This window comes from Chloroflexus sp. (genome assembly GCF_034431535.1).
Classification (GTDB): Bacteria; Chloroflexota; Chloroflexia; order Chloroflexales; family Chloroflexaceae; genus Chloroflexus.
The window spans coordinates 20,093-36,356 of the sequence record NZ_DAOUDC010000030.1 but is presented as its reverse complement, the minus strand read 5'-3'; the positions used below and the strand labels follow the sequence as shown (position 1 = coordinate 36,356).

Sequence of the window (16,264 nt, the reverse complement as noted above, 5' to 3'; positions counted from 1 at the left end):
AGCGGTTTACAACCCGAAGGCCGTCATCCCGCACGCGGCGTTGCTCGGTCAGGCTTGCGCCCATTGCCGAAAATTCCTTGCTGCTGCCTCCCGTAGGAGTCTGGGCCGTGTCGCAGTCCCAGTCTGCCCGGTCGTCCTCTCAGACCGGGGACCCGTCAGTGGCTTGGTGCGCCGTTACCACACCAACTACCTGATGGGCCGCAGGCCCGTCCCGGAGCGCCGTGCGGCTTTCCTCCGTAGAGCGTATGCGGGATTGTCCCGTCTTTCGACGGGGTATCCCCCACTCCGGGGATGGTCACCCACGTGTTCCTCAGCCGTTCGCCACGCAGCCGGCCAAGGCCGCTGCGTTCGACTTGCATGCATTAGGCACGCCGCCAGCGTTCGTCCTGAGCCAGGATCAAACTCTACATGATTGGTGCTGAGCGACAGCTTGCGCTGTTTCCCGTCACCGAATTGACGTGGCGTTTATCTCTAGTTCACTCGTCATTCAGTTGTGAAGGTGCTTCTGCGGAACGAGGGAGAAAACAAAACCAGGAAAATTCAGCTTACTGAAGTTTCCTGGCGACGTCTCTGAATTGTCTTCAGCGCGTTTCGCTCGGGTTTGCTCTCCACTTGTTTGGTCTGCCTCGCTGCTCGCGAGTGAGACCTCGTTCGTTCCAGCCCGCGTAGTATAGCACGCCGGTCGTAGGTTGTCAAGAGGGTGCAAAATTTGACGTTTCTCCCCTTTGGAAAGCCTTAAATCAAATTTCTGAAGCGAGAGCAATTCTGTGAATTTTTCACCACTTTCGCCACGAACCGTGCGCACTAACTGTGTTACGATTGAAGGGGCATTGGTCAGAACGACGAGCAGTGAGGAACTATGCTGAACCTTTCGCAAACATTGCGCGGCGTGTCGGTGATTGAAATCGCCAGCTACATTCCGGGGCCGCTGTGTGCGGCGATCCTCGCCGGGTTAGGGGCAACGGTGATCAAGATTGAACGCCCCGGCGGTGATCCGATGCGCACGCTACCCCCACTCGATCAGACTGGTGAAAACCCGCTCTTCTCGCTGCTCAATCACGCCAAGCAATGCCGGGTGCTGAATTTGCGCCAAGCAGCCGATCAAGCTGTTTTGCGAGATTTGGTGCAATCAGCCGATGTGCTGATCGATGGCTTGCGCCCCGGTGCGCTTGGCCGGCTCGGTCTGGCTGATGACGTGTTGTTGCAGACTAATCCGCGGTTGCTGATTGTGGCAATTGGCGGCGCGCCAGCAACTCATCCGCGCCGCGCCGAGGCATTGCACGATTTGAATGCACAGGCGCTGAGCGGGTTGCTCGCTGCCGGCGAGCCGCCGCCACGCGTGCCCGGTGTCCATGCCGCTGATATGGTGAGCGGCTTGATGGCTGCCAGCGCCGTCTTGGCAGGCTTGCTCGCCCGTGCTACCACTGGTCAAGGCGGGCGAATCGAAACGTCAATGCTGGCTGCTGCCCGTTGGCTCAATGCACCAGCGTTGGCGCTTGCGATCGCTAGGTTGGCGGTTGATGATACGCTCAGTGGCGGTCTTGCTTGTTACCGTCTCTATCAGACGGCTGATGGCCGCTTGCTCGCGATCGCTGCGCTCGAAACCCATTTCTGGCAACGAGTCTGTACGGCGCTCAACCGGCTTGATCTTATTCCATTGCAGTATGAGCCTGCTGCGCAGCCGATACTCATCGCGACACTAGCGACTGCCTTTCGCCAGCGTTCACTGGCTGAATGGATGGCAATCTTCGCGCCGCTCGACGCATGCGTTTCGCCCGTCTTGACTCCGCAAGAAGCGGCGCAAGACGGGCCGGTAAGCGTGGCATTGGCGCTCGCAACTTGCTCTACGGCATCGGGTTAACCGGTTGGCCAGCCGCAAGTTGGGCAATCGCCGGTCGTAGCTCGTCGAAGGTAATCCCGCCTTCGTAGCGCGCTTGAATCACGCCGTTGCCATCGACAAGGAATGTCCACGGCTCGGTGCGCAGATTCCACTCTTGCATTGCCGGCACGAGTTTCGCCTGTTGGAATGACTCGCCGAACGGATAGGGGTACACCTCAACGTGAATGAAGTTGACCCGATCGCCAAATTCGCTCTTGAGTTGCTTCAAAACACTCATATTCGGTGCGCAGACCGCTGTTTGACAGAAACTTGGCGTCGAGAACGTCACCACGAACGGTTTGCCGCTCGCTATGGCATCTGCAATGGTCATCCGGTAAAAATCAGGATCAGGCCGCGGATCCGACGTCAATTGATCGAGCGCAGGAACATCAGCCGCGGTCAGATTGCGTGACGGAATGGCCTTATCACCGACCATCGGCGCGAAAGCGCGCTCGCTGACATCGAGCCGGATCCGACTCTTTTGCGCGCCGCTTGCCTGCGGAATAGCAATTTCGGCTTCCCAACCGCCGGCCCGATCGAGGTTGGCATAGGCAACGTAGAGACCGACCGGCAACCCTTGACCACGATAGACAGCTTGGGTCGTCGTAACAGGTTTGGTACGATCGCCGCCGGGGCCAACGTAGTACAATGTTACGTCAAGTGAAAGATTGGGATCATTGAGCGGCACACCACCCTGCAATAAGCCAAACGGCAGCCGGTTGAGGCCGACGACGAGTTCCGAGGCGGCAACCACCGGTGCAATTGGTGCCGCCTCGGCTGTAGGTGACGCTGCTTGGCGGCCACAACCTGAGATGAACACGGCCACCAGCACCACTATTGCCAAGATAAAACGCGAGTGCATAACAAACCTTCTCCTCTATTGCAAGACATCACGGCGAAACGTGGCTCGATACGTGGTTTCAGCCCGTTCCACCACAACGGTAATCTCCCACCATCCTTCCATCGTATACGCTGTACGCGCCCAATAACGCCCCGGCCCATCCGGCAAGGCGACCGGTCGCGTTACCCCCATTGGCATCTCTGGCATATCGAGATCGAGATACACGTTGGCGTCATTAACCGGATTGCCCTGCGCGTCATTGAGCAAAACCACAAAATCGACCGCCGTATTCATCTTGGGCCGGTCGGGTGTGTCGAGGGTGATTGATAATCCAGCAACAACTTTCGTTTCGCGCAACGGAGTAGCACTGTTACCACACGCAGTTACGAGAGCCAGCAAAACCAGAAAACCGAGTGAACGGATGAACCCCATCATAGCGATTTCCACACACCCTCGACCAGCAACGGCAAGGCCGCTAATTGCACTAGATGAAACAAACCATTGTGGTCGAATGGTATCTCTCCAATCACGACTTCGAGCGAACTGGTCTGAATGCCAGCAGCAGCTATCGTGACTAAAATCCCCAGCGTAATGTGATTAGCGCCGGGCAGTTGGCGACGCCGGGCCAAATCGGCGTAGATCGCCAATGCGCTGACCATCGCTACCAATTCGTAGATAATGAACGCGAGAAAACCTCGCTGCAACCGCCGGCTGAGCCACGCAAAACCGGGAGCGGCCAGCGCCAGCGCCAGCAAGACGCGCTGCCCGGTTCGTTCGCCCCAGCGATCGCTGACCGCAGCAGTAGCAAAGAGCGCGATGATCAGCGCCAGCAACACGTTCAGCGGCTGCCACAGACGCTCACGGGTTGAGGGCGAGAGGCGCAACCCATGCACGATAGCTCCCAGCACACCGCTGGCGGCCAAGAGGGCAAAAGCGGCTTGCCAGATGCGCCGGCGCCAACCTGTAGCGCCGCGTAAGCGTTGTATCGCCATCAACGCCGCCCCTGCCAGCGCCAAATCGGTTGCCGCTGTGGTTTGTTCACGCGGATCGGCAATGAGGTGATCGGCAATCCATTGCTTCACACAGCAACCTTGTCTAGAGCACAATCTTGCGTTCGGCAATTAGGCGCTGGCGCAACCGGCGAAAGAGCGTGTCGTAATCAAGCCGTTCATGCGTAATCTCGTATTTGTACGCCTGTAACATCTGATGCACTTCGGCGTTCAGCCGATCTTCCACCTCGAGTTCATCGGTCATAATATCGATAATGGCTGCTCGCAGTTCTGGATCGCCAGCTTGAAACAGCACCCCATCCGTCTCGGCCAAGACATCGACCAGCATCGTCGCCAGTTGCTCAACTTTCGCTGGAGAAAGCTTCATTGGTGCCTCCTCTAAATACGCCCAGCGGCCCGAAACGCGCGTCGCACCTCGGCTAACTCCGCAAGCCGTTCGGGCGGCAATGGACGCGCACCGCCAAAGAGATGGGCCGCCAGTAAGGTGCGCGCGCAGTGTTCAATTTGTTCCATGCGGTGAAAGGCCTGCATCAACGTGACGCCGTATGTCAAGGCGCCGTGGTAGGCCAGCAAAATGGCTTCGTGATCGGCGACAAACGGGGCAATCGCTGCACCCATTTCGGGTGTGCCGGTTCGCGCGTAGGGCGCGGTTGGGATCGGCCCCAGCGCGATTAGCGCCTCCGGCAACAATGGTTCCGCTAAATTGACGCCAGCCAGCGTCGCGCCTACTGCCGTTGGCGGATGGGCATGGACGCACGCCATCACATCGGGACGCTGGCGATAGACAAAGAGGTGCAGATAGCGTTCGGACGACGGTTGGCGGCCCGGCGCTCCCCGGATCAAGCGGCCATCGAGATCAACCACGACTAAATCGTCAACGGTTAACATGCCCTTCGCCAAGCCCGCCGGCGTCATCAGGATCGTGCCGTCGGGCAACCGCGCCGAGAGATTGCCGTCACCGGCAACGATCAATCCGCGGTCATACAATAAACGACCACATAGCACCATCTCGGCGCGCAGCACCGCTTCTACCTCAGTGAGTTCAGTGGTTGTCATAGCGTTTGTGTTGGCGTAAACGGAAGAACAAGATAGCGGCAACAATCCAGCCCGACCATGCCAGCAACGGACGGCTAAACCGCATCATCAGCATCACGATCAGTAGTACGGTTCGCAAACTCTGAATCACCAGTCGCTTGGTCAGATCAGGCCGCGGCGTCGCCGTCCAATCAATCTGGTTGAGACGCGGCAATAAGCCGCGTTCCACACACCCTTCAAGCGAAAAGAGGTAAATGGTATCGGTGTGGTGGGCAGCGAGTTGCAAATCACGTTCGAGCGCATCCCACGCGAGCGGAGGCAAGTCTTCGGCACTGCTTGATCGCACCGCGCTGCCGACGATACAACCGACCCCGATCGCATCAGCTGCCGGGCCGTAACTGTCGATCAGGGCACCGCCGAGATCGTTGCCCAATTTTCCGATCGGAATACTGCTAAAACAGAGCAACACTTCAACATCAGCCGGCAGATCGACAATATCGAGCGCGCGTTGAATGGTCGTGGTCGCAGCCCGTCGATCATCAACAATCAAGGGCAACTGGTAGGTATGCACCTCGTAGCCGTCATGATGCATTTCAGCGATCAGATCGACGTAAGCGGCCCGCGCGCTCTCGTACAAGACATTTTCGTGGGCGAGCCAGATCCGGCGGGCAATGTCACGAATCCCACGCCGCCGGCTAGCGATCACTTCCCCCAGCGGCGGCTCAATATCAAGCCCAATCGCCTGAAAGTGCAGCTTGTGCGCGATCGCCCATTGCCGCGCGGCCCGGTAGCGCTCAATCGCTTGCGGATAGTTCTGGAGGTTAAACCAGAACCCCTCTTCCGCCGGCAACAGTAACCATGCAACCACCGGAATCCGGTGCTGGTTAAGCGTAGCAATTGCTTGCGCCGTCTTTGCCGAGAGATTGTGCAGCGCAACAGCAACGCCGTATTCACCAGCGGCGAGAAAGTCGAGCAACCCCGGTGTAGCGAGCAACTCAAGCAGGGCTGGCCCTTCAAGCTCACAGAAGAAGATGATGTAGGGCCGCCCCAGCGTTGATGGTATTACGGCTGGCAGTGATCTCGTTTGCACATCTGCATTATAGCACTGTCGCTTTCACGCCGTCGCCAATTGCGGATGGCGCCGCCAGTGCTGCGTCGCCTGCTCATAGGCGTAAGCCAGTTGCAAGACGCTGAAATCGGCGCGCGGACGGCCAATGATCTGCAATCCGACCGGCAACCCGTCATGGGTGAAGCCTGCCGGTACGGAGATGGCCGGCGTGTTACAGACCGAGATGTAGTAACACGAGCGCATCCACTCGATATAGTTGCGCATCGGCACGCCATTGATCTCGGTGATGTACGGTTGTTCAACCGGGAACGGCGGCACTTGGCTCACCGGCGCGATGATGAATTCGTAGCGCTGCATAAACTTGTGCAGGCGGGCCAACAACGCCGCGTGCAAACGGATAGCGCGCCCAACTTGCGGCCCGCTCAGCGCTCGCCCAGCTTCAATATTCCACACCACCGTATCTTTCATACGAGCGCGTTCGCGGTCGAGCAACTCACCGAGGGTCAACTCGTAGCGAAAGGCGCGTATCACTTGAAAGATCTCGTCGGCATCGCTCAGATCAGGGGTCGCCTCTTCCACAATGCAACCGAGCTGCTCGAATACGACCCGTTGCGCGGCAATCACGTCGCTTACCCGCGGATCAACCGGCAAACCGCCCAAATCCGGACTCCATGCCACTCGCACCCCGCGCAGATCGCGTTCGAGCGGTTGGGCAAAGATGCTGGCCGGCTCGCTGATCGATAACGGCGCGCGCGGGTCGGGGCCAGCAATGGCTTGCAAGACCAGCGCAATATCGGCCACCGTACGCGCCATTGGCCCATCGATCGCGAACGGCAGGTATGGGGTGGGATCGGGCCAGACCGGGACGCGACCGGGTGAGGTGCGAAAACCGACCACATTGCAATAGCCGGCTGGATTGCGCAGCGAGCCGCCCAAATCGCTCCCATCGGCAATCGGGATCATCCCGCAAGCTAACGCCACTGCCGCCCCGCCACTGCTGCCGCCGCAGGTTTTGCTTAGGTCGTAGGGATTGCGGGTAGAGCCAAAAACGGGGTTAAAGGTCTGGGAACCGGCGCCAAATTCGGGCGTGTTGGTCTTGCCGATGGTCACGGCGCCGGCGGCTTTGAGGCGGGCCACGATCAGAGCATCGAAATCGGGCACAAAATCGGCGAAGATCGGCGAGCCATAGGTGGTGCGCATGCCTTTGGTTTCGGCCAAATCTTTGTGCGCCACCGGCAAGCCGGCCAACGGGCCGGGGTCTTCACCACGCGCCAGCGCCTCGTCAATGGCGCGCGCGCGGTCACGCGAACCAGCCGCATCGAGCGTAACAATCGCGTTCACCAACGGATTGAGCGCCTCAATCCGGGCTAGATGCGCCTCAAGCACTTCGCTGGCCGAGACGGCGCGCTGGCGGATCAAACGGGTAATGGCGGTCGCCGGCTGCAAACAGAGGTCGGTGTGCATAGGAATCTCTCGTTCAAGGCAACGGATGATAGCGATCAGTCGTTATCGCAGCTCGTAGTGGTTATGATACATCGGAATGCCTGCAATGGATTGCAAGTCTTTCTTATGATGGCGGGCCTGATCTGGGAATAGCCACGAAAAGACATACATAACGCAAAGGGTAAACGTCAAAATGTTTGCGCCTTTTGCGTCTTTTTGTGGCTATTCCAATCCCCGTGCCGCCCGCAACATCGCCCAGCCCTGCTGTCGGGCGATGGTACGAAGCCCGCTGTGCGGACGGGGGTGGAATCGCCGCAAAGAGACACAAGAGGGAGAACATGAATCTCATTGTTACGTTGTTTGTGTCTGTTTGTGGCTATCGATGCCGGCCAGCGGCCCGCGCCCCGCCACGGAGCTTGGGTGGCCCGCCCGCCCACAACAACCCGCGACCAACCGCTTCCCGCTGGGCAGGCCCCCGACCCATTGGGCCGGGCTATCCGCAGCCCGCGCGGCGGGCTGGGCTGAAGATGGATACGGATAGCCCGTTGAAGAGCACCTAATTTTGCGCCTTTTGTGTGTTTTTGTGGCGATTCCGTAGTGTATGATGAGAACGAGCAACGGATCGCACAACACCAGCCTCATCTTTGCTCCTTGTACGAGAGAAACCAAAACCAATGAACGACTGGATTATTTACGGCGCAAACGGCTACACGGGCGAACTGATTGCCCGCGCGGCAGTGGCAGCCGGTCTGCGACCGCGGCTGGCCGGACGAAACGCGGATGCAATCAGAGCGTTGGCCAACTCGTTAGGGTTGCCATTCACCATTTGCCGGCTTGAGGATCGAGCAGGGTTATGCCAAGCGTTGCAGGGCGCGCAAGTGGTGCTGCACTGCGCCGGCCCTTTCCAAGAGACCAGCGCGCCGATGGTTGAGGCATGCCTCCAGACGGGGGTTCACTACCTCGACATCACCGGCGAGATCTGGGTCTTTGAGGCCGCAGCCAAGCAAGATGCCGCTGCCCGGCAAGCGAGAGTGATGTTGATGCCGGGAGTTGGTTTTGATGTGGTGCCCTCCGATTGTCTAGCCGCTCACCTTGCCCGCCGGTTGCCGGGAGCGACATCATTGGCGCTGGCGTTTCGCGCCCTTGGCAGCATTTCGCGCGGCACCGCGATCACGATGTTGACTATGGCTGCGCGCGGTTGTGAGCGGCGCAACGGCCAGCTTATTATGACGCCGCCGCTGCACGAGGTGCGGATGTTTGACTTTGGGCGCGGGCCGCAGCCGTGTGTGAGCATTCCGTGGGGTGATATCGCGACTGCCTACTACACCACCGGCATTCCCAACATTCAAACCTTTGTGGCGATACCACGGCGCGCACGGCGCTGGATCGATCTCACGCGGCGACTGTTGCCCATCGCACAGCTTCCTATGATCCGAAACGGACTGCGCCGCCTGTTAGCGCAAACGTTGCGCGGCCCCAATGCTGCCACCCAGGCCAGCGGGCGGAGCATCATCGTAGGGGAAGTCACCGATGCGACGGGACGGCGCGTAACCAGTCGCCTGACCGGCCCAGAGGGCTATGCGCTCACCGTACAGACGGCGCTGCTGATCGTGCAGCGGGTCTTGAACGGCCACGCAACCGCCGGCTTTCATACCCCGGCAGGATTGTACGGCCCGGATGTGATCGGTGAGGTGCCGGGGGTGGCACGGAGTGATGAGTAGCGGGTACTATGACGGTAGGTTGACCAGCTTCATTGGTGCAGGAACACTTTCACTACCACGGTAGCAACTGCTATGCAGTAGTGGCATACCGCATTCCACACTTCACCGCTGCGGCAGTACCACTGCCGCATTCCAGACCTCGTCTAGCAACCATGCCTCGCAACAACCAGCGTGCCCGCCGGATGCCGGCGGGCACATCTGCCAAGAGCCACCTTGTGATTGCATTGCGCGCCTCTTAGGCGAGCGCGCCTGCCCACAGCTTGATAAACATCGCTCATCACCCAAACCACAACCAACCCTTCCCGGTTCACCCAAACCACCTGCCAATCACCGATTCGTGGTTGCATACGACAACGTTTGCCTGCCGCCATAGAACCCTGCTTTCTAACGACCCATCTGGCGCACGATCTGCTGCCGCTCTTCGGCAGTTACGAGACCGAAGCTGTCACCACGATTTAGGAAGACAATCTCTTCGTTCTTAATCCCAACCACCAGATCAGGCAAGGCATCGCCATTGAGATCGGCCAAGCGCATCGTGATCGGTGTCAAGTCCTCGTTCGCCCCTACCAAGTACGGCCCAATCAGCGTGCGCGTCTTGCTCACGTCACCACCGGGAATTTCGAGGATCAATACTTGCCGGTCGAGATTCATCGCAATCAGGCGCGTCGGCCCAACCGTCTCTTCGGCGCGACCAACATCCGCCGTCAGATGGAACGTGCGTGGCCGCCCGTATCGCCAGTCATCCACTACTACTTGCCCCCAACTAATGACGGCGCTGACCAGCACGTACAGCGCCAACATCGCCAGCAAGCCGGCCACGATATATGCCGTGGTGCCGAGAGCTGGCGCCGGCACGGCCATCGTAGACATCCGGCGCGGTGAACGGATTTCACGACTTGTTACTGCCATAGCAGCCCTCCTCCGCGAAACGGCTAGCATTATAGTAGAACAAAAGTTCTTTCGCTCACTTGTTCGGAAGTATATCAGAGATGCGATTGACTGTCAAGAACTTTTGTGCTACTTTTTTCCAACAACCGGTGGACAAGATGGTTGTGGTACAATGCAATGCGTGTAGCTATCGCATCACATTCCGGCGGTTAAACGCTCAGACGGGTACTGCGCCTGCCGTATGCTAATTGAGTTGCAGATTCAGGATTTTGCCATTATTGACCGTCTGCATCTGCGCTTTGAGCAGGGCTTTAATGCGTTGACCGGCGAAACCGGCGCCGGTAAGTCGATCATTATTGATGCCCTCGGCACCTTGCGCGGCGAACGGGTTGATCTCACCTTTGTGCGCGCCGGCTGCGCGCGCGCCCGGATTGAGGGCGTCTTTAGTCTTGATGATTGCCCACACTTGCTCCCCTTGCTCGCCGAACACGATCTGCTAGACGAGGACGATGATCAGGTCATCCTTGCCCGCGAGATTTCGGCGGAATCGGGGCGGAGCGTCGCCCGCATTAATGGCCGAGCCGTTAATAGCACCACCCTGCGCGAAATCGGCAGCCGCTTGATCGATATTCATGGCCAGCACGAGGGTCAATCGCTCTTTAACTCGCGCACCCACCTTGAGCTGCTCGACCGCTTCGGCGATCTGTTGCCGCTCCGCCAGCAAGTGGCCGAACAATTGGCCGCGTTGCGCGCGGTGCAGGCCCAGTTGGCCGATCTGCGCACCGGCGAAGCGCGCCGGCAGGCCCAGATCGAGGAGTTGGAGATGCTGCGCACTGATGTGGCGGCAGCGAAGCTCAAGCCGGGCGAAGAGGAAGCGTTGCTGCGCGAACGTGCGATGATGCAGAATGCGACGCGCATTGTCACGCTAGCCGATGACGCATACCGGGCGCTGTATACCGGCGGCGAGGAGCGCGGCGGGCGTCCGGCGGTTGAGTTGCTGTCGCTGGCGGTGGATGCGCTCACCGAGCTGGCCCGTTTCGATGAACGGGCCGGGCCGCTGGCCCAGCAAGCTACCGAGTTGCATTACCAGCTCGAAGAACTGGTGATCGGGTTGCGCCGCTATCGTGCCGATCTTGACGTTGATCCGCGCCGGCTCGATGCGATTGAAGATCGCCTCACCGTGTTGCGTGATCTGCAACGCAAGTATGGCGTCGACTTGGCAACGTTGATCGAACGGGCCGCCAGCGCCGAGGCTGAGATCGAGCGGTTGAGCAACAGCGCCGCCCAGATCGCCGCCCTTGAGACGCAAGAGCAACTCCTGCTCGCTGAATTGGCCCGCCGCGCGCTTGAGCTGTCGCAACGGCGGCGGCAGGCCGGCGAGGAGTTGAGCCGCCAAATCAGCGCGGCAATGCGCGATTTGGCAATGCCGAATGTCCAGTTCGCCGTCCAGATTGATCATAGCGATGATCCGAACGGCCCGCTGATCAATGGTCGCCGGCTGGCCTGCGATCGCACAGGCATCGACCGGGTCGAGTTTCTGATTTCACCGAACCCCGGCGAGCCATTGAAGCCGCTGGCCCGCATTGCTTCCGGCGGCGAGAGCGCGCGCTTGCTGCTGGCGCTCAAATCGATTTTGTCGCAGGTTGATGAGGTGCCGACCCTGATTTTTGATGAGGTTGATGCTGGGGTGGGCGGGCGCGCCGGCCATGTGGTCGGTCAAAAGTTATGGGCGGTCAGCCAGCGCCATCAGGTGTTGTGTATTACCCACTTGCCGCAAGTCGCCGCTTTCGCCAATGCCCACTACCATATCCGTAAAGAAGTGGTCGCCGGACGCACCCGCACTAGCGTTGAGCCATTGTCTCCTGAACAACGGATCGATGAGATTGCGGCGATGCTCGATGGCGTACCCAACGACCATAGTCGGGCCAATGCCCGCCAGATTTTGGAACGGGCGCAGGCGTGGAAGGGAGGGATGGCCAGTGCCACCCACGGGCCGTCCCCTCAGCGAGCTTCATAAACCAATGAGCAGGGCGGCCAATCGGCTGCCCCAATAGAGAGGCCGTTGTCGCCACTATGTCCCCCCAAAGTTCACTCAGTCGCTGGAGCGCGTGGATTGTTGAGGCGAGCTGGTTGCTGGCGCTGACGCTGGTGCCAATCTATTTTAACCTCTATTCCGCGCGCCATTTTGAGCCTGATAAAGCGGCAACATTGCGTTCGCTGGCGCTGATCGGCGTCGCTGCGGCGATCGTTTGGCTGCTCGATTGGCTGAATCAACGCACCTCGGATCAATCATCAGCGAACCGCTCGTGGTGGGCCGCGCTGCGCGCAACGCCGCTCTTTTGGTCAACAGTTGCCTACACCGCCGTCTTTATCCTTACGACCATCACCTCGATCACCCCTGCCGCCAGCCTGTGGGGATCGTACCAGCGCATGCAGGGGCTGTACACTTATCTCTCTTACCTCATGCTCGGCATATTGGTGGCATTCACCATGCGCACCCCTGCCCAGCGCGAACGTTTGATCACGGTGAGTCTCGCCGCTGCTGCGGTGGTGGCGGTGTACGGCATTATGCAGCACTACCAGCTCGACCCGCTGCCGTGGCGCGGCGATGTGATTGCGCGGGTGGCTTCGACGCTCGGCAATTCGATCTTTGTGGCGGCGTATCTGATTATGATCGTGCCGCTGGCGCTCTACCGGCTCGTTGCGGCGCTCGCCGCCTCCCGCACTGCGCCGCTCGCGCCCCAATCGGCTGCCGAATGGCGTTGGGCAATCGCGCGCGGCTTGCTCTGGCTGGCCGGCACGCTGCTGATCATCGCGATTTTGAAGTTTAGCGTTGCGATCCGCACGATCGATTTTCGCTACTGGTGGCTCTTTCCGGGAGCAGTGATCTGCGCGACGGCGCTCTGGTGGTTGCTGATCATCAACCGCAGCCAGCCGCTGCCACGCTGGCCCCTGTTGCTCACCTTCGCGTATCTGCTCGGTTTTGGGCTGGCCTTCGCCGTCAATGCCACCGCTGGCGTGCAACAATTCGCTACTCCCGACATCGCCGTTAATGCGCTCGATTGGTGGCTGTGGTTGGGGTTGGCAGTAATTGCGCTGCTCGCCGGCTATGGATTCACCCTCTTCGGCCCAGCGCCAGCGGAGCCATCGCGGTTGGGATGGCAGCTCAAAGCCGCGGCCAGCGCCATCGTGCTCGGTCTTGTCCTCGTCACCATCTTCTTTAGCCAGAGCCGCGGGCCGTGGATTGGCTTGGGAGCGGGTCTGTTTCTGTTCGTATCACTCACGCTGTGGTATGGACGAAAGCGGCTACAGGCGAACGGCAATCTGCGCGGCAGCCGGTTGCTGGCGCAAGCGCTGGCGACTTGGGTAGCAATCACACTGGCGACCGGCGGCTTTCTGATCGCGTTTAATCTCTCTGATGCACCCTTCTTTACCCAAGTGCGCGAGGTACCGTACCTTGGCCGGATGGGCCGGCTGTTGGAAGTCGAGAGCGGTACCGGGTTGGTGCGGCGTTTGATCTGGGTAGGAGATGAGCACGCCGGCGGAACTATTGGTCTCATCACCAGCGACCCGCTACGATTGCTGATCGGTTGGGGGCCAGAGAGCATGTTTGTCGCGTTCAACCGGTTCTACCCACCATCGCTGGCCAATGTCGAAGCGCGCGGCGCGTCGCCCGACCGCTCGCATCAGGCCTTTCTCGATGAAATTGTCACCAAAGGGTTGCTGGGGTTAACCGCGTATCTCTGGCTAATCGGCAGCTTTGTCTGGTTCTGCCTGCGCCAATTACGCCAGCCGGCCAGTTGGCGGCACCAACTGCTGATCATCGCTATCCTGAGCGCGATCACGACCCATCTGGTCGAGGGTTTGACCGGCATCCCGATTGTAGCGACGCTGATGATGTTTTGGCTGCTGTTGGGTCTCGCGGTTGCGGCTGAACGGATCGAGCGCAGCCAAGAACCGGCGCCGGCGTCTGAGCTGGTCACCGCAACCAAGCCAGCGGCGCGCCAACCGGCCCGGCACGGTCAGCAACGCGCACCGACGCGCCGTCCGGCTGCACGCCGACCCGCCGCCGGGATGCTCGGCACTGCCAGCTTGATCGGCTTAGTCGCTGCCGGTTTGATCTGGTGGCTGAACATCCAGCCGGTCTATGCCGATATGCGCTTCCAGCAAGCGCAGAGCTATAGCGAGCAGGGGCAAACGTCGGCGCGAGCGCTATTGGCCGCCCTTAACGAGTCGATCGCCACCATCCGGGCTAATCCCGGCGAAGATTTCTACTACCTGCATGTAGCCCGCACGCTGATGAACCTCGCCGATGCGCTGCGCGCGCAAGGCGCGGCAATTGGCGATTCCGGCAAACCCGATCTCGACGCGCTGCTGCGGCTTGATAGCGTGGAAGCGGTTTCCGCCTTCGCCCAACGTTCCTCGCCACTGAGCCTGCTCGCCTACGCCGAGACCGCTTTAGAGCGCGCCCACCAACTGAGCCCGCTCAACAAGGATCACTACGCCAATTTAGGCCGGATCAACACCTTCTGGTATGGGTGGACAGGTGACGTGCAGCGGTTATATACCGCGCTGCAATGGTACGAACGGGTGGCCGAGATTGCGCCGCGTGATGTAGCCCTGATGAACGAGCGGGCCGGTGTGTTGATGCAACTGGCGGAACAGGCGACGATCAGCGGCGATGCGTCCCAAGCTGGGGCCTTTTTCCAGCAGGCCGATGAGCTGTTGCAAACCTCAGCCCGGCTTGATCCGCGTTTTGGCGACACCGCCCTCCGCCGCGGCGATTTAGTGCGCTTCCGCACCGGCGATCTCGACGCGGCCACAGCCTTCTACCGGCAAGCCATCGAACAGGCGCCGCAGCAGATGGTTGACAACCTCGACCGGATCGCGCGGGGTCTCAGCAGCCGGCCCGATCTGCTCAACCAACTCCGCACTGCCTTTACGGCGCAGACCGAGCGGGCAGCTCAGACGTTGGCCGAAGCACAAGGCAAGCCCGAACGGGCAATCGAGCTGCCTACCCTCACTGCTCAAGCCGCCAGCTTGTACGCCGCCGTGGCTCGGCTAGCGGTGCAGACCGCGGATATGGCCGGCGCGGTCGCGCCGTATGCCCACGCCGTCGCTCTTCAACCGGACAATGCGGCGCTGAGCGAGCAATACACCCTGATCCTCAGTGAAACACTGCAATACGATGCAGCGCTCGCCGAAGCGCGCCGGATGCTGGCGGTCTTGCAGGGTAGCGGGCGCACCAACGCGATGGCACGGATCGAGCAGTTGATGGCCTTGATTGAACAGGCGCGCAAATGACGCCAAAACCCTACGCGGCTTCTTGGCGTTGAAACGACAGGCTATGGCTAATATCGCCCTCATCTTGATCGCCGCGCTCACCTTCTCGATCCTCGCCACGCCGATCGCGCGGCGGGCAGCGCTGCGCAGCGGCGTCATCGCTGTTCCTCGCGCGCGCGACAGCCACACCACGCCGATCCCGCTGCTCGGCGGGGCGGCGATCTACACGGCGTTCGTTGCTGCCTTGCTGATCTTTGGCGATCAGGCCCATATTCGCGAATTGATCGGGATTTTGCTTGGTGCGACGATCGTGTCACTGTTTGGGTTGGCCGACGACCGCTGGGGGATGCCGGCGCTCGTCAAGTTGGCCGGGCAAACACTGGCCGCGATCGTCCTTATGCTCGGCGGGACGCAGGTGCAACTCTTACCATGGCCGGCGCTAAACTGGGCAACCACGCTGCTGTGGGTGATCGTGATCACCAACGCGATCAATTTCCTCGACAACATGGATGGGCTGTCCGGCGGGGTAGCCACAATCGCCGCGGCGTTCTTCCTATTGCTGGCAGCGATGAATGAACCGCGACAGGTGTTGGTCGGCGCGATGTCGGCGGCCCTGATCGGGGCTTGTATTGGCTTTCTGCGCTACAACTTCAACCCGGCCAGCATCTTTATGGGAGACACCGGCAGCCTGTTTATCGGCTTCATTCTGGCCGCGCTGGCGATCAAGCTGCGCTTTCTGAGCAATACCCCGCTAGTAACGTGGCTGGTGCCGGTCTGCGTGCTGGGATTGCCGCTCTTTGATCTCGCGCTCGTCGTCGTGGCCCGGATCCGCCAGCGGGTCAATCCCTTCACCACTGCCGGCAAAGACCACCTCTCTCACCGCTTGCACGCACTTGGCATGACCAAACGCGAAGCGGTGCTGACCTGCTATTTGCTGGCCGGTGCGAGCGGGTTGGTGGGGGTCTACGTCACTCAAGCCCGGCCATCAGAAGCCTACCTCGTGGTGGCTGGCCTGCTGGTGATTGCGATCAGCGGAATTGTCTGGCTCGAACGGATCTGCCCATCGGGCCAGCCACAGCAGGGAGCGTCGTAGGA

General features: G+C 60.2%; 13 protein-coding genes and 1 rRNA gene. 5 read left to right on the top strand and 9 right to left on the bottom strand.

Going from position 1 to position 16,264, the window contains the following annotated elements; genetic code table 11:
- Nucleotides 1-413, bottom strand: a 16S ribosomal RNA gene (locus U9R61_RS08360); the annotation flags it as partial.
- A 446-nt stretch (nucleotides 414-859) separates the two neighbouring features.
- Between U9R61_RS08360 and U9R61_RS08355 the strand changes: the two genes are divergently transcribed.
- Complete coding sequence (locus tag U9R61_RS08355) at nucleotides 860-1,861, top strand: CoA transferase (RefSeq protein ID WP_322488360.1); 1,002 nt, start codon at nucleotides 860-862, stop codon at nucleotides 1,859-1,861.
- Here the strand turns inward: U9R61_RS08355 and U9R61_RS08350 are convergent.
- The 7 genes from U9R61_RS08350 to U9R61_RS08320 are packed head-to-tail and all read right to left on the bottom strand — an operon-like array spanning nucleotide 1,845 to nucleotide 7,298.
- The gene (locus U9R61_RS08350; protein ID WP_322488359.1) at nucleotides 1,845-2,741 is read right to left on the bottom strand and encodes a thioredoxin family protein; all 897 of its coding nucleotides are present in this window, start codon (nucleotides 2,739-2,741) and stop codon (nucleotides 1,845-1,847) included. The genes U9R61_RS08355 and U9R61_RS08350 overlap by 17 nt on opposite strands.
- Before the next feature lie 15 nt (nucleotides 2,742-2,756).
- Nucleotides 2,757-3,155, bottom strand: coding sequence for a FixH family protein (locus tag U9R61_RS08345; RefSeq protein ID WP_322488358.1), 399 nt, complete (start codon nucleotides 3,153-3,155; stop codon nucleotides 2,757-2,759).
- Nucleotides 3,152-3,802, bottom strand: a complete 651-nt coding sequence (locus U9R61_RS08340; RefSeq protein WP_322488357.1) for a DUF6962 family protein — start codon at nucleotides 3,800-3,802, stop codon at nucleotides 3,152-3,154. Before U9R61_RS08340 ends, U9R61_RS08345 begins: the two co-directional genes overlap by 4 nt.
- A gap of 13 nt (nucleotides 3,803-3,815) precedes the next feature.
- Nucleotides 3,816-4,097 carry a DUF507 family protein gene (locus U9R61_RS08335; RefSeq protein WP_322488356.1) on the bottom strand — a complete coding sequence of 94 codons (282 nt, stop codon included), beginning with the start codon at nucleotides 4,095-4,097 and terminating at the stop codon, nucleotides 3,816-3,818.
- Nucleotides 4,098-4,108: 11 nt separating this feature from the next.
- A complete protein-coding gene (locus U9R61_RS08330) occupies nucleotides 4,109-4,786 on the bottom strand; it encodes a class II aldolase/adducin family protein (protein WP_322488355.1) in 678 nt (225 codons plus the stop codon).
- Nucleotides 4,773-5,855 (bottom strand): hypothetical protein, encoded by a 1,083-nt coding sequence (locus U9R61_RS08325; protein WP_322488354.1) that lies wholly within the window; start codon nucleotides 5,853-5,855, stop codon nucleotides 4,773-4,775. Before U9R61_RS08325 ends, U9R61_RS08330 begins: the two co-directional genes overlap by 14 nt.
- A 24-nt stretch (nucleotides 5,856-5,879) precedes the next feature.
- Nucleotides 5,880-7,298 carry an amidase gene (locus tag U9R61_RS08320; protein WP_322488353.1) on the bottom strand — a complete coding sequence of 473 codons (1,419 nt, stop codon included), beginning with the start codon at nucleotides 7,296-7,298 and terminating at the stop codon, nucleotides 5,880-5,882.
- Between the two features lie 653 nt (nucleotides 7,299-7,951).
- On the opposite strand from U9R61_RS08320, the gene U9R61_RS08315 reads away from it, so the two are divergent.
- A complete protein-coding gene (locus tag U9R61_RS08315) occupies nucleotides 7,952-8,998 on the top strand; it encodes a saccharopine dehydrogenase family protein (RefSeq protein WP_322488352.1) in 1,047 nt (348 codons plus the stop codon).
- A 384-nt stretch (nucleotides 8,999-9,382) separates the two neighbouring features.
- Here U9R61_RS08315 and U9R61_RS08310 read toward each other — a convergent pair whose 3' ends face one another.
- Nucleotides 9,383-9,907, bottom strand: coding sequence for a hypothetical protein (locus tag U9R61_RS08310; RefSeq protein WP_322488351.1), 525 nt, complete (start codon nucleotides 9,905-9,907; stop codon nucleotides 9,383-9,385).
- 220 nt (nucleotides 9,908-10,127) lie between these two features.
- Here U9R61_RS08310 and recN point away from each other — a divergent pair, with 220 nt between their 5' ends.
- From recN to U9R61_RS08295, 3 genes are read left to right on the top strand one after another with little or no spacing between them, the layout of a single operon-like run.
- Nucleotides 10,128-11,903: a DNA repair protein RecN gene (recN, locus tag U9R61_RS08305; RefSeq protein ID WP_322488350.1), complete on the top strand. Its 1,776-nt coding sequence runs from the start codon at nucleotides 10,128-10,130 to the stop codon at nucleotides 11,901-11,903.
- A 56-nt stretch (nucleotides 11,904-11,959) separates the two neighbouring features.
- Nucleotides 11,960-15,190, top strand: a complete 3,231-nt coding sequence (locus U9R61_RS08300; RefSeq protein ID WP_322488349.1) for a hypothetical protein — start codon at nucleotides 11,960-11,962, stop codon at nucleotides 15,188-15,190.
- Between the two features lie 43 nt (nucleotides 15,191-15,233).
- On the top strand, nucleotides 15,234-16,262 hold the full coding sequence (locus U9R61_RS08295; RefSeq protein ID WP_322488348.1) for an MraY family glycosyltransferase: 1,029 nt from the start codon (nucleotides 15,234-15,236) through the stop codon (nucleotides 16,260-16,262).
- The last annotated feature ends 2 nt before the right edge of the window (nucleotides 16,263-16,264 follow it).